Source organism: Paenibacillus sp. 01T442, assembly GCF_056398345.1.
Map to the genome: position 1 here is coordinate 1 of NZ_JBFTPF010000104.1, position 14,260 is coordinate 14,260.

Annotated in this window: 15 protein-coding genes; 12 read left to right on the forward strand and 3 right to left on the reverse strand. The window is 40.2% G+C overall.

What is annotated here, in order from left to right; translation table 11 throughout:
* The 9 genes from recG to AC1DLM_RS32375 form a co-directional block, all read left to right on the forward strand.
* Positions 1-2,026 (forward strand): ATP-dependent DNA helicase RecG (gene recG, locus AC1DLM_RS32335; protein ID WP_477572281.1); only part of this gene is annotated, 2,026 nt, incomplete at its 5' end.
* 93 nt (positions 2,027-2,119) lie between these two features.
* Complete coding sequence (locus AC1DLM_RS32340; protein ID WP_477572282.1) at positions 2,120-2,386, forward strand: DUF1294 domain-containing protein; 267 nt, start codon at positions 2,120-2,122, stop codon at positions 2,384-2,386.
* A gap of 50 nt (positions 2,387-2,436) precedes the next feature.
* Positions 2,437-2,646 carry a hypothetical protein gene (locus AC1DLM_RS32345; protein WP_477572283.1) on the forward strand — a complete coding sequence of 70 codons (210 nt, stop codon included), beginning with the start codon at positions 2,437-2,439 and terminating at the stop codon, positions 2,644-2,646.
* Positions 2,647-3,107: 461 nt separating this feature from the next.
* Positions 3,108-3,395: a stage VI sporulation protein F gene (locus AC1DLM_RS32350; RefSeq protein WP_171635563.1), complete on the forward strand. Its 288-nt coding sequence runs from the start codon at positions 3,108-3,110 to the stop codon at positions 3,393-3,395.
* 484 nt (positions 3,396-3,879) lie between these two features.
* Entirely contained in the window at positions 3,880-4,251 is a 372-nt protein-coding gene (locus AC1DLM_RS32355) for a YhjD family protein (RefSeq protein WP_063795520.1), read from the forward strand.
* Between the two features lie 250 nt (positions 4,252-4,501).
* Complete coding sequence (locus tag AC1DLM_RS32360; RefSeq protein WP_477572284.1) at positions 4,502-5,617, forward strand: tyrosine-type recombinase/integrase; 1,116 nt, start codon at positions 4,502-4,504, stop codon at positions 5,615-5,617.
* The gene (locus AC1DLM_RS32365; RefSeq protein WP_477572285.1) at positions 5,598-7,634 is read left to right on the forward strand and encodes a tyrosine-type recombinase/integrase; all 2,037 of its coding nucleotides are present in this window, start codon (positions 5,598-5,600) and stop codon (positions 7,632-7,634) included. Before AC1DLM_RS32360 ends, AC1DLM_RS32365 begins: the two co-directional genes overlap by 20 nt.
* A gap of 20 nt (positions 7,635-7,654) precedes the next feature.
* A complete protein-coding gene (locus AC1DLM_RS32370; protein ID WP_477572286.1) occupies positions 7,655-9,673 on the forward strand; it encodes a tyrosine-type recombinase/integrase in 2,019 nt (672 codons plus the stop codon).
* Positions 9,673-10,056 (forward strand): DUF6262 family protein, encoded by a 384-nt coding sequence (locus AC1DLM_RS32375; protein WP_477572287.1) that lies wholly within the window; start codon positions 9,673-9,675, stop codon positions 10,054-10,056. The genes AC1DLM_RS32370 and AC1DLM_RS32375 overlap by 1 nt, the downstream gene beginning before the upstream one ends.
* Positions 10,057-10,214: 158 nt before the next feature.
* Here the strand turns inward: AC1DLM_RS32375 and AC1DLM_RS32380 are convergent, their stop codons facing one another.
* Positions 10,215-11,207: a DGQHR domain-containing protein gene (locus AC1DLM_RS32380; RefSeq protein WP_477572288.1), complete on the reverse strand. Its 993-nt coding sequence runs from the start codon at positions 11,205-11,207 to the stop codon at positions 10,215-10,217.
* A gap of 129 nt (positions 11,208-11,336) precedes the next feature.
* Between AC1DLM_RS32380 and AC1DLM_RS32385 the strand changes: the two genes are divergently transcribed.
* The 3 genes from AC1DLM_RS32385 to AC1DLM_RS32395 all read left to right on the forward strand — a co-directional run bounded on the left by AC1DLM_RS32385 (position 11,337) and on the right by AC1DLM_RS32395 (position 12,338).
* Positions 11,337-11,672: a helix-turn-helix domain-containing protein gene (locus AC1DLM_RS32385; protein WP_441992533.1), complete on the forward strand. Its 336-nt coding sequence runs from the start codon at positions 11,337-11,339 to the stop codon at positions 11,670-11,672.
* Positions 11,673-11,851: 179 nt separating this feature from the next.
* On the forward strand, positions 11,852-12,055 hold the full coding sequence (locus AC1DLM_RS32390) for a hypothetical protein (RefSeq protein WP_441992534.1): 204 nt from the start codon (positions 11,852-11,854) through the stop codon (positions 12,053-12,055).
* Between the two features lie 115 nt (positions 12,056-12,170).
* Positions 12,171-12,338, forward strand: coding sequence for a hypothetical protein (locus AC1DLM_RS32395; RefSeq protein ID WP_441992535.1), 168 nt, complete (start codon positions 12,171-12,173; stop codon positions 12,336-12,338).
* 320 nt (positions 12,339-12,658) lie between these two features.
* On the opposite strand, the gene AC1DLM_RS32400 is transcribed toward AC1DLM_RS32395, so the two are convergent.
* Positions 12,659-13,264 carry a DUF4304 domain-containing protein gene (locus AC1DLM_RS32400; protein ID WP_441992536.1) on the reverse strand — a complete coding sequence of 202 codons (606 nt, stop codon included), beginning with the start codon at positions 13,262-13,264 and terminating at the stop codon, positions 12,659-12,661.
* Positions 13,265-13,297: 33 nt separating this feature from the next.
* On the reverse strand, positions 13,298-13,633 hold the full coding sequence (locus AC1DLM_RS32405; protein ID WP_477572289.1) for a hypothetical protein: 336 nt from the start codon (positions 13,631-13,633) through the stop codon (positions 13,298-13,300).
* Between the last annotated feature and the right edge of the window lie 627 nt (positions 13,634-14,260).

A 14,260-nucleotide genomic window follows, 5' to 3' on the forward strand; every position in this document is an offset into this window, starting at 1 on the left:
ACGTGAAGTCCATGGAGTTGGCGCTCAAAAAGCACTTGAGCTAAACGCCATGGGCGTTTTTACAGTTATGGATTTACTCGAATATGTGCCATTTCGTTACGAGGATTACACGGTTCGTGATTTAGCTAGTGTGAAGGATGGCGACCGTGTCACCGTGAAGGGCTATATCATTGGGGAACCGGTGCTGCAGCGCTACAGCGGCAAATCCCGTCTATCCTGTAAGGTGATGGTCGACGATTTTCTGTTGACGGCGGTGTGGTTCAATCGCCATTTCTTGAAGGATCGCTTGCGGCCACAGCAGGAGATTGTTCTGACTGGCAAATGGGACGCCAAGCGTCGGCAAATGAGTGTGTCCGATTCGGAGTTTCCCGGACAAGGGGATTCGAACACCGGCACCATTCAGCCGGTGTATTCGGTTGTTGCGGGCACGATTACGCAGAAATGGATGCGTAAGATCATAGGGCAGGCGCTGACACAGTACAGCGCCTTGATCCGTGAGGTGCTGCCGGCGAGTATCACCGACCGGTATGGGTTTATGTCGCGCAGCAAGGCGCTGGCTATTATCCACACGCCGAGTGGCGTGGAGGAGGGCAAGCAGGCGCGGGGGCGCATGGTGTATGAGGAGCTGTTCCTCTTCCAGCTCAAGCTTCAGGCTTACCGGGCGGTGACGCGCAGCCGCACGGATGGTTTGAAGCAGCAGGTTGATCTGCCTGCTGTACGCGCCTTCGTGCGCGCGCTCCCCTTCCAACTGACGGAGTCGCAGAAGAAGGTCGTTGGTGAGCTCCTGCACGACATGCAGGAGCCCTACGCGATGAACCGACTGCTGCAGGGCGATGTCGGTGCGGGGAAGACGATCGTCGCGGCTATAGGGCTCTACGCGACGGTTACGGCTGGCTACCAAGGCGCGCTGATGGTGCCGACGGAGATCCTMGCTGAGCAGCATAATCGCTCGCTCAGCACGTTGTTCGAGCCTTATGGGCTGCAGGTCGCTTTGCTGACCGGAAGCGTGACAGACCGCCAGCGACGGGATCTGCTGGCCTCTTTACAGATGGGCTTGATCCATGTGTTGGTTGGGACGCATGCGCTGATTCAAGAGGATGTGTATTTCCGCCAGTTAGGTCTCGTTGTGACGGACGAGCAGCATCGCTTTGGGGTGAACCAGCGCAGCATCCTACGGCGCAAAGGGATGAATCCGGACGTGCTGACGATGACGGCGACGCCGATCCCGCGCACGCTGGCGATTACGGCGTTCGGCGACATGGACGTTTCGACGCTGCGCGAGCTGCCGAAGGGACGTAAGCCGATCAAGACGTACGCGGTTCAGCATGCGATGCTGGAGCGTGTGCTCGGCTTTATTCAGCGCGAGGTGGCCGCAGGCCGTCAGGCGTATATTATTTGTCCGCTCATCGAGGAGTCGGACAAGCTGGACGTGCAGAATGCGATCGATGTCCACATTCAGTTGCAGCAGCATTTTCCGCAGATGCGGATCGGCCTGCTGCACGGGCGTATGAGCGCGCAGGAGAAGGAAGCGATCATGCGCGCCTTCAAGGAAGGCACCGTGGAGGCGCTCGTGTCGACCACGGTGATTGAGGTTGGCGTGGACGTGCCGAACGCCACGCTGATGGTGATCTACGACGCCGACCGCTTCGGCCTGTCACAGCTGCACCAGCTGCGCGGCCGGGTCGGGCGGGGCGAGCACCAGTCCTTCTGTGTGCTCATCGCCGACCCGAAGACGGAGGTCGGCAAGGAGCGCATGAAGGCGATGACGGAGACCACCGACGGCTTCGAGATTGCGCGGCGCGATCTCGAGCTGCGCGGGCCGGGGGATTTCTTCGGCACGAAGCAGAGCGGGCTGCCGGAGTTCCGCATCGCCGATATGATGGCGGATTTCGAAGTTATGGAGCAGGCGCGCGATGATGCGGCTGAATTAGTCGGCGACTCGACCTTCTGGACGGGAGCTTCGTTCATGCCGCTCAGGGCGTATTTGGAGCGGGCTCATATTTTTGACAGCGAAGTGCTAGATTAGTAGATCATGGTGGGGACACAAGTTGACCCCTAGCGCGTTCCCTTTTAAGATAGGAGTAGTTGCACTATTTTAGGGGAATGAAGGTGTACGGCCGTGACTTATTTTCTCATTTATTTATTATTGATGAATATCATTACGTTTGTTGAGATKGGACATGACAAAGGACAAGCCAAAAAAGGCGGACGCCGCGTACCGGAAAAACGCCTGTTTCTACTCGCTGCTCTCGGCGGTGGGATAGGCGGTTGGCTCGGCATGCGCATGTGGCGTCACAAAACGAAGCATACTTCGTTTGTTGTGGGCTTTCCGCTACTCATTGCGTTAAATTGCATTTGCGTCATTCTCATCGCCATGTATATGTAAATGAAGGGACAGCTGCCGGGAACGGTGGCTGTTTTTTTGTGGGATGTTAGGTGGGATGGCTAACTGAGAACCTCCGAACCCCGAAGCTCGACCTCAACCTGAATCTGAACMTGAACCTCAACCTGAATCTGAACCTGAATCTGAATCTGAATCTGAACCTCAACCCGAACCTGAACCTGAACCTGAACCTGAACCTGAACCTGAACCTGAACCTGAACCTGAACCTGAACCTGAACCTGAACCTGAACCTCAACTCCTGAACCCCTGAACTCCAAGCCCCTCCTTGCCGGCCGCGCACCTACCCCTAAACAATTTAACTGGAAAAACGCCAGCTATTTTCTTTGAAAACTTCCAAAATTGAAGATTAGATGGATATTATGTAGGTAAAATCAATGATTTTAGAAGTTCTTCGCATTTTTGATCAGAATACATGCATGAAATCCAGTTAATTGTTATTTTTCGATAAATAGCTCGAATTTAGCTGTACCTTTTCCATTTATACGACACCGCCGCGATGCATAGGTACCTCAACGCGCCTCCGGATCCGCACGCGCTGCGTTCATAGAAGAGGAAAGCCACCCGAGTACTGGTCATTTTGCTGCAAAATGGCTTGTACCACTTAAAACTAACGTCATAGGTTTTTTTATATGCATCGGCCTCAGTCAAGTTTGCCTACATTCACTCATAAGATAGGAGCATGACGGGTATCGGAGGTGCGGGTATGAGTTATCAGCAATATGGCATCGATCCTGCGCTCGTGGAGCGTGTAAAGTTCAAGATGAAAAACCCTGAGGTAAAGGAACGCATTAAAATGCTGCTGCAAGGCGTCACGAAGGCAGATTTACAAAACACGGCGAAGGTTACGCGTCTAATCGGTCTTGCTGCGGGTATTTTCGGTGAGAAACTCAGCGGGAACCAGACACACCAGATTTTAACGTTTATCCTGGCGCAAAAGATTGATCCGAACAACACGTTTCACTTGATTCGATTATGGTCTATATTTCGATAGCTGCATGATGAAAATGCCACATGTGGAGCGTGAGATGCTCTGTTTGTGGCGTTTTTGGCTATGCCGATGTGGGCATAACAGGGGTGACACAAAGCTCTCCTGTGATATTTGGTGTAATGGCTGCTACGCTTACTGATCTAATGAAATAGCTGCGAAAGGCCTTTGGGTAAACTCCGTAAGGTCCTTTTTTATAGGTTTCTAAACTATTTAATGCAGGCAATTACCTGAACTCTTGGACATCCGCCTGAATGATGAATATTTAATATGACATGTCTGGGTGCGACTTCAAGTGTTTGGCACAAATTGGCGGTAAGGCGATGCTTGTTTTCAATAAATAGGTAAAAATTAGGTAGAGTAATTGAAATTAACTGTAGTTCATCCTTTTATTGGTTAAAAAATATCCAAAAAACCACTTGCATAACGAATACGTGTTCGGTATATAATATGGAAAAACGAATATATGTTCGCATATGGTGGTGAGAACATGAGTGGTTCATCAAGAGTAGAGACAGAAGAGGATGTTCAAATGATTAAGGAATACACACTGTTGCCGATTTTGCTTGATATGCTAGCAAGAGACATGGAGGAGCTTAAGGTTTATAAAGATAAAATTGTTTATAATCATATTCTTTTCTATCTCAGAGAGGTTGAGATGGGGATTTATCCAGAATTACAACAGTTGAAAAGCAAGATGAAGCAGCGAGAGATTAAGGTGATTCACACGGAAATGAATGCTTTAGGGATTCAAGTCGAATACAAAGTTCGAGGTTACATTCATCATTTCACGATGCTTCGTAGTTTGGTCAAGGCTGAGCTTATGACTATGCTGATGAATATGCGGGGGGAATTGCGATGAGTAAGGGGAACAAGGGTGGGGAACGAACGATCTTCTTGGCTGACTTATTTAGACTATAATAAGAAGTAGTTATTAACGTATACAATGTTAGTAACTACTTCTTTTTTCTTTCTTTATATTTTTATTATCTATATTAAACTATTATAGTTTTTATAGTTTATAACGATATATTTAGTAAAGAGTGGTAAATGTAGCCCAAGCGAAGGCGCGGGAGCTTGTTTTTATATTTATGTTAGGAGAAGGGGGATTTATGAAGGTACAAGAAGTATTTGTTCCCATTATTAATGGAGAAGGTAAAACTAGGTATATGTTATTAGATTCTGATGGTTCTCCTATTATCCCTGTAATCAAGTATCTCAAATATCTAGATGATATCGGTAGAGCACCTAATACCCTCAAAACATATTGTTATCATATGAAACTGTATTTTGAATATTTAAATGAAACTGACCAATCATACACAAACGCAAATCTTCGATCACTTGCTCGATTTATCGGATGGTTAAGAAGTCCTTATAGGACGGATAAAGTCTCACCAATTGCGCCTGTTGTAGCTAAGAGATCCGAGAACACAGTAAACCCTGTTATTACCTGTGTTGTGGGCTTCTATGATTTTTTAATGCGTACAGATGAAATTGACCAAGATATTTTGAAAGGTGTCACCAAAGAGTCTTCAAGAAAAGGTGTGACTTTCAAGTCCTTTCTCCATCACATAACAAAAGGTAAAAAGATTGCTAAGAATATTCTGAAAGTCAAGCCACCTAGACGAACAGTCAAGACTCTGACTCAAACACAGATAGAACAGATACATAATGCTTGTAGTAATATGCGGGATAAACTCTTAATTCACATATTATACGAAGGTGGATTACGAATTGGCGAAGCGATTGCTCTATGGATCGAGGATTTCGATATTGGTAGCAATAGCATAAAAGTAAGAGATTCAAAAACTGTTGCAGGAGAAGGAAGACTCGTTTATGTCTCAGAAAACACGATGAATTTATTTCAAGAGTATATTTTTGATATCCATGCAGCTGATGTTGATACAAACTTTGTCTTTATCAATCTAACTGGACCTAACAAGAGTGAACCTTTGCAGGATAGAGCGGTACGTTCTTTTGTCAAACGGATTAAAGGAAAATGTGGTATAGATTTTACACCCCATATGCTAAGGCATACCTATGCCACTGAATTACATAAAAATGGGGTCGACGCAGCTATTTTGCGAGAACTGCTTGGACATGCACAAGTTCAAACAACGATTGATCTGTATATCCATCCATCAGATGAGACGATTCGACAGGAGTATCAGGCGGCTCAAGAAAAAAAACAAGGGAAAAACAATCATGAGAAATCCAACTTATAACTTAAAACCTTCCAATGAGCATTTGCAATTAATTAATACTGCGGTAGTCGGTTATTACGAAAATGACATTTGGGCAGCAATCGATTTTCCTTTATTGGACGAGAAAGAAGAAGAAAAATGGATTAAGACCCCTAGAGGGATAAATTTTGGTTACCTTCAAAATTCTGCAATCAAAAATGAAATTAAATATTATTTTTTCTATAAGTTATCGACTGATGAATTGACAGTCACTACGGTTTGGAGAAATTATGGCAGTGTTCTAAAAAGTCTTGGGAATTTCTTGCACAGATATTATCCTAGTATGGAATCCATTACGGAACTTCCATTAGAGGAATTTCTTACACGTTTTCGGACATATCTGTTGGAAATTGGAAAACCAATAATAAGTAAAAGATACCTTACTCAGTCAAACTCAAGATGGCAGTCTGCCGGTACGTCGGATAATATGCGTTTAACAGCATTCAAATCCATCTACTCTTTTTTTGAAGAGATGTATGATAATGTACAGGAATTAGAAAAGGATAGATGGGATATCCGTAAGTTGAATATTGACTTCAATATTACTTCTGGAGAACGTTACATAGACTTCACTTTAATACCGGTAACATTCAAGGAGTTGTGTAAAAGGTATATTCATGAGCGTGTATTTCTCAAAGCAGATTTAGCGCCGGCAACGGCTGTTTATTATCTAGCTAGTCTTCGTTTATTTTTCAGATTCATCATACAACGGCATTCTGATTGGAGAAATCTAAGGAATCTATCCAGATCGGATATCAATGAATTTATTAAACATATCCGATTTACGCCTATGGGAGGAAATAGCTCAAAAGCTGGTTCTAAAAGATCTGAGTATAGTGTTTATAGAACTATTATAGGCTTAGAGGTATTTTTACAATACATTCAGCTTTTCCAATTTGAAGAAGCGCCTCTAAAGGATGTCGAACTATTAATTTTGCCAGAAGATAGACCACAGCAAAAAAAAAGGAAAGCAGATAGTTTAAATTATATTCCCGATTATGTTTGGGATCAGGTTGTTGAGAATATTAGTTCATTTCCCTCAGAAATGGTGCCAATAATTATACTTATGGAAGCAAGCGGTTTTCGTATATGCGATGTTCTGCAAATAAAGTTGGATTGTTTATTAGAACAGGAAGATGGGTTTTGGATTCGAGGACTTCAAAGAAAAGTTGAGAAAATTGATCATAAAGTTCCTGTTTCAAAAGAAGTTGCTGATATAGTAAAGGCTCAAATTCAATTTATTAATAACTCGTTGTCCAACGAGGATAACCCTAATTATTACCTATTTCCTATCACAAGAGGAAAAAGAAAAGGGTTACCACCACTTGGTTCTACTGTTAGTCGGAATCTTAATAATATGGCGTTTGAATGTAAAATTGTTGATAATAATGGTGAAGTTTTTTGGTTTAATAACCATGCTTTTCGCCATCGATATGGTGTAACTTTGGTCAATAACGGCATGAATGTCGTTCATATTCAAAAGCTAATGGCTCATGCTTGTCCTGAAATCACTCTACTCTATGCAGAACTACTTGATCAAACACTTCGTATTGAGTGGGAAAAGTCCAGGAAGAATAGCGGTTTAAGATTTAATTCAGATGGATTAATGCAATCTACAGAAAAGGAGCAGCATGCTAGCGAAATTGGTATTGAGCTACGATGGATTCGACATAATATGGACTCAATACGCCTTGATCATGGTTTTTGTATTAAGCTCCCAAGTCAACATTGCGATTTTTCTGAGTCTACCTTAGATCCTCCATGTATTAAGAATAAGTGTAAGAGTTTTCATGTAGACAGCACGTTTATTGATTATTACGAGGAACAAATAAATAAAATGGAAAATGATATTGAGGTATATAAAGAAACTGGTCGGTTTCGTTCAATTGAAATTATTACCCCTAAGCTAGCGAGATATAAACAAATCGTTCAAGAAATTAAAGTGAGTAATGGTATTATGGGAATCCCTAAAGAAAAAAGGGAATATCCTCAACGCTAATTCTAGGTGGTCGATATTGGGTGGGAAACATAGAAAATTCGGTTCAAAGGGTCAATTTCGAAGCATTGGATCTAKATGAGCATATTACCCAAGATTTTCGGGGGTATTATKATTCTGATATATGGAGACTTAGCGAGTATCCAGGCAATACTAGATTCCCTAGTTCCCGAAGAATAATTGATTTTCAAGTTTTTAAAAGTGAAACATTGATAAGTGAATTGAAAAAATTCATTTATAATCGCTTGACTAGTGAAGAAGCATCGGTTAGTACAGTATGGAGTACCTACTCGCCTGCATTAAGAGATTTGGGTGAATTTATTAAAAACAATTTTCCGGGCATTTCATCTATTTTAGATGTGCCAATCGAGAAATTCTTACCTCAATTCAGGTTGTATGTCTCCTCTTTAAGCCTAAAAGAAAACAGCACATGCTATGAGGCACGAATCACATTTTACAACATGTTGTATGAATTTATTAGCAATCTAAACGACAATCGCTCTGAAATAGAGAGAGATAGGTGGGATGTTCGTAAGTTAGGTATTGATTTTAACAAAACAAGTGCTCACTATCATATGGATTTTCGAAAGATCGGTCTTCCTTTTAGAGAAATAGTAAAAACATATTTTTGTCAAAGAGTTGTTATTCAGCAGTCGCTCGCTTGGAGTACCGCTCTTTATTCACTTAATGCATTAAAGACATTTTTCATCTATATTGATCAATATTATCCCAATTGGGTTAACTTAAATGCACTGAATAGAACCCACATCATAGGGTTTATAAGGTTTATTGTGGAAAATCCCATGGGTTTAGGGAGTAATATTGGGAGAAATGTTGGAAAGTCCGCGTCTGAAAGTCACATCAACCATTGCCTTAATACGTTAGAGACATTTATTCAATATCTCCAACAACATGAGTTTGAAGAGGCCCCTGGAATGCATAGAAAGAAGTTAATTCTTCCAGTGGATAAATCGAAACAAACAAAAACTAAACCTGAAAATCTTAAATATATCCCTGATCATATTTGGAATCAGGTAATAGATAATTTCCATCAGCTACCGAGTGAAATCGTTCCAGTCATTGTATTGATGGAAGCAACCGGATTTCGCGGCTGTGATATTTTATTATTAAAATTAAATTGTTTATTGGATCAGGAAGACGGATATTGGATTTCGGGTGATCAACGAAAAGTAAATGAGCAATATCATAAGGTCCCGATTTCCGAAGAGATTGCAAATTTGGTAAAGGCGCAAAAGGATTATATCAGCGAAAATATGCAGGAAAGCGAAAACCCAGATGACTATTTATTTCCTATTTTTTCAGGTAAGAAAAAAGGACAACCATATCTCAGAACTACAATTTCTTATCATTTGAACAAGATGGCTCATAACTGCAATATCATGGGTGAATCGGGTGAAATTTATAGATTTAATAATCATGCGTTTCGTCATCGCTATGGGGTTACTTTAATTAATAACGGGATGAGTCTCCTTCATGTACAAAAATTAATGGCACATTTAAGCCCTGAAATGACGCTTGTATATGCGAAGATTCATGATCGTACAGTTAGAAAAGAATGGGAACGAGTTAAAAATCTGGGCGCAGTTAGGCTTGATACTAATGGCAGTGTAATCGAAGCAGACATAGTCCAGCAAGCTGAAGAAAATAAACTTGAGTTAGAATGGATTAGGCATAATCTTGATTCTATTCGATTGGATCATGGGTTTTGTATAAAAAGTCCTAAGATAAATTGTAGCTTTTTGAACGATAATATCGAGGCTCCGTGTATAAAAAACAAATGCCCAAGTCTGCATGTAGATCAAACGTTTCTCCCATATTACCAACAACATATTGAGAAGATTGAAAAGGATATTGAGATTTATACAAGGACGGGGCGAATTCGTTCGGTAGAAGTTATTCAACCTAAACTTCGAGCATACAAAGAGATTGCTGCGGCACTAACCAGTTCAGATGGTATTATGGGAATGCCTAAATCAAATCGAGAATACACAGAAGTAGAACGGAAGCAGGTGGAATTATAATGGCGAATAGTAATCCAAATTACTCAGGGCTTCTCTTCCACGCAAAAGCTAAAACAGAAATGTCTGTTAAAAAAGTAGAAGAAGCTCTCCGAACAATGATAAAAAAACAAATGAAAATAAACTTTAATACAGTTTCAGAAGAAGCGAAAATCTCAAAAGGGTTTATTTATCAAAATAAAGATTTGCGAGAAAGAATTGAGACACTTCGGAAGCAACAACTAGGCTTATCTTCCCCAAAGCAAGTAAAACGTAATATGAGTGATGCTTCGAAGGATGTTATCATAGCCTCTCTTAGAAAAAGAGTCAGCAATCTTGAAAAGGAAAATAAGCAACTTAAAGAGCAAATGAAAATACATTTTGGGGAATTGTATGCTGAAATTTAAAATCATACTTGGATACTATTTCCCCAGTCCTATCTATACACATCCTAAAAGCCCCACAGTCCATTGTGGGGCTTTTAGCTTGCTCTAATTAATAGAGTTATAGTCTGAACTCATCAGGCTTTATTTTCAGTTTTAAACCTTCTACGGAGCATTCTCTTTTAACCAATCATTATTTCAGTTAATTCTTCTGATAATGTTCGCGATCCAGATAAACCTTTTATAAAGCGCAATGGTCCATTTGATGACCAATCAATTTGTTTTAGTTTTTTTATGGATTTAAGTAAAGATGGATGGTCTATAGACTTTTTGTTGTTACCTAAATGTTTTTTAATTGTTTTGCCTGCAGCTATGGAGAGAGCATCAAGGCATACGATATGTGTTAATCGATGACCAGAATAATCCAGCCATTCTGCTGAAAGAGTTTCTTTTATAGCGTTATAATAAATCAAAGCTATATTTAGCTTTTCTTCCTTAGGGGTAAGTACCAGTTCACCGTCTTTGAAAAGAAAATGAAGTGTTCTATACAGATTTTGTAGCGTGATGTGTCTACCCTTTACGCGCTTACCGATAATACTACCGATATGATAAAAAGGACTTTCCTTTCTCATTAACAATTCGGTTGCAACCCAACTCAAATCATCAGAATCTCTTCTCAGATATTTGCTTAGTGATAGACCAATACCTTTTGCTTTAGTATTAATTGTATCAAACAGCCTTATCTCTTCATCATCATCCAGGCAGTGAAATGCCAGAAAAGGGATTGTAATATCGGAGTTTGTTTCCTGTACGTACTTTTTAATACCACCAAGACGATGCTGACCATCCATCAATGAAGCTTTTCCCTTACAAAGTAACCTTCCATAATTCGGTCTCTGCTTGTCATAACAGGAGAACTCCCAGTTTCCACATGCATTTAGCAATACAGGTGTGAATAAAGCATCAGCCCCTTTTGAAAGGTAAACTGCAAAATCATGGCAGCGTTTGKGGTCAACTGGACGTTGATACCCCTTACCTGAAGGATCATCAAAGGGTTTTACGAATGTAATGTTTAGGGCTGTTGCMGCGGGTAAATGACTTTGGTAAGCTACTTTTCCACGCATTTTATATTGTATAACATTTTCAATTACATACTGGCTGGCCATGGGGTGCATTTTGTCATCTCCAAGAAGTTTTATGTCCAATATAGTACTTATAAGTTCTTTTATCAATGGAATTTATAGTTAAATAATCTGTTTAAAAAACTTTGACTTACCTAATGTAGTAAACAGGTGGTGGTTAAAGTGGCAAGCCTTGCAAAATTGATTGGTGAACGAGTAAGAACAATTAGGAAAATTAAAAAGTTAACCCAGGAGCAGCTTGGTGAGCTCGCAGAACTTCAAAGCTCATACATAGGAGGACTAGAGCGAGGAGAAAGAAATGTATCGCTTGAAACTGTGGAAAAGATTATAAGAGCTTTGAATATGTCTCAATCTGAGTTCTTTCAATTTAATGAAATTGGTAATTCAGGTAAAATGGCAAAAAGCGAGTTTCTAGAAGTTTTCACTTCCGAACTACAAACTAGAAACTTGGAAGATTTACGTAAGTTTTATGAGATCTACAAGTTAATTTATAAATAGTACAACCCTCCCAATTTAGGGCGGGTTGCTTTTATTTCCAAGGCTTCTATTTTTCTAAAGGAGACAACCAGGTAAAAGGTCAGTTTGCTCTAGACGAAAGGGAGGATAGTTCAAAGTTTTAACGAATTCTAAAGGAATAGTTTTACGAAGTATGAAATTCTACAAAGGATTGAAAACATATGGATAACTTAAGAATACTTGCAGGTTTTTATTATCTTGCCTTAGCAACGAGTTATAAAAATAAAGATGATATCATCCAGTGGGCGGATAACTGTATTGATAAATATGACATTCCTTATGAATTTATTGAACTCTCCCTATCGGGCTCAAAGTCGATTGAAGATATACTATCAATTCTAAAATCTTTATATGGCCAATCATGAATTTGAACTCCCAATGTATATAATGTTGGGTAAAATACGATCAGAATTTATTAACAAAAATATCACTGTAGATAATTTTTTTACATACATTTATAGCTTGTATACTCAAGGTTGCATGTCAGATAAAGCAGTAGATCAATTTTCATTTTTAGATCGGTTAAGTGACGGATATTATTTAGCTACTGAAGGAATTTACGGAGAAGTAGAAGATATAATACAGGATGCACTTGATGACTTAAAGAAGTTTGATGAGTACATGGGGTTTTTGAGGGATAATTCGTAGAGATAAGTTCCTTCGTAAAGTAATAAAGGAGGCTAGATTAGGCTTTCATTAAGTTACCGGGAAACTAGAGTTGAATAAACATTATTGGACGAAGCTACCAGCAAGATCGGTAGCTTCATTACGTTAAAGTATAGTTAAATGGGCAGCCTGTTCAAGTTACGGGCAATAGAGCCTGGTGGGACGTTTGTTTTATCGCGTCTATTTGTATTACAGGTCACCGCAATGTATCTAAGCACAAAGTACTATTTGACCTAAAATATACATCAGCATATAAAGACAAAAACCACTCTGAGGATGGAGTGGTTTCCCTTACTTCTTTATTATACGTGTAGACCTAATCGGTCTGCCAATCCTCTAGCAAATCCCTTTTGCGAGTCCAACTTCAATTCATTAAACACTCTTGACATGCGTTCCTGTGCTTTTTCCATTTCACCTATTGAGCAGTAGATTACCGTTAAATGGTGGGGACTCTGGTAAATCCCATCTTTCTCACGTAACTCCATTACTCTGATTACATCGTAAATACTTTCAAATTGCCGAAGGTGAGGAAGTATATACTCTGCAATGTCTTTTATTATCATTCGTTTAAGTTGTTCAACGTTAGTATCGATAGTCAATTTGTACCAACTATCGGTTTTCGTTAGTTCAGTGCCACGAATCCGTAAAACTGAATTTATTTCCATTGGAAAAGTTGGCTTCGGGTATAGATGAACTGTTCCGAATAATTCCTCTATATAAATGCCTGTATTGAAAAAGAACTCAACTTCATCTTGTGTATTCCACTTTGATGACTGAATGTTCACTGTCGTTGAGAAGTCAGAAAATACTTGGGCAAAGTTATTGCCCTGCTTCTTAAACCCTTCTTCCTTCAACAAGGGAGCAATCGTTTCTTTTACGACTTGCTTCAATACATTCTGCATTGCCATGCTAAACAATCCCCTTAGCTTAGAATCCTGCCTTCATTCGTCTATGATAACCTCGACACATTTATCARATATAACTTGAAAGTCTCCTTTGAGTATCAAATGCTCAATCACTTCTTCAATGCGATTACGACTGCATTCATCCACCAGTACCATGTCACTACCCCAAAAATACTTTCCTTGTAAACACTCTCCAGTTTGTTGATTCTTTTCTGCGAGAGTCTGTATGTTCTTGTACGTAAAAAATGAAGCAACCCATCTTGACCCATCTTCAAATGTAACTATTGCATCAGTATTACCATCGTATATGTTCCATTCTCCTTGAGACCAATGTTCCGCTTCAATCCAAATGAAGTATTGCATGTCTTTCATTAAAATCGCCTTCTTACCACCCTGATTTAATGATTCAATTGTACCATATGTTGGAATTATTATGTGTAATCGTATCGTATCATAATTCATCCTTACCGGGGCTGTAGAAGTGTTGACGGCATTTATGAAACCGACATGAGCATAGACGATATAAACCACCTCACCCCTGGCTTTACAACATCACCAGAACGCCTAAAAAGCCCTCTAAGCCGTGATTCAATACTTCACGAGCCAGAAGGTGGCAATCAGACTGATTGCTTTATGAAGCGCCTATAGCTCCACATTTGAATGATTACTCATTGTCAAAAAGTATACTTTTTAATAATGAAAATATTATTAGGAGAACGGCTTTGATAGGAGTATGTGAATGCCTTTGGGTGGGATTCAAACCCTTAGAAGGCTGTCTAGGATTTCTGATGTTGTAGTTAAAGGTGGGGGCTAGTTTTCATCAAAATGAAGTTGTTTGAATGGGGAAAGGGTCATAGCACATCCACCGCTGGACTATGAGTAAAATTTGAAGCGATACGATAAAGACGTGTGTTCCAGTATATGGTATTATTGCATTGATGAAAGAATGATTTTATAAGAGAACTTTTTACTTACTTAGGGATTCATTCAGTATAAGGT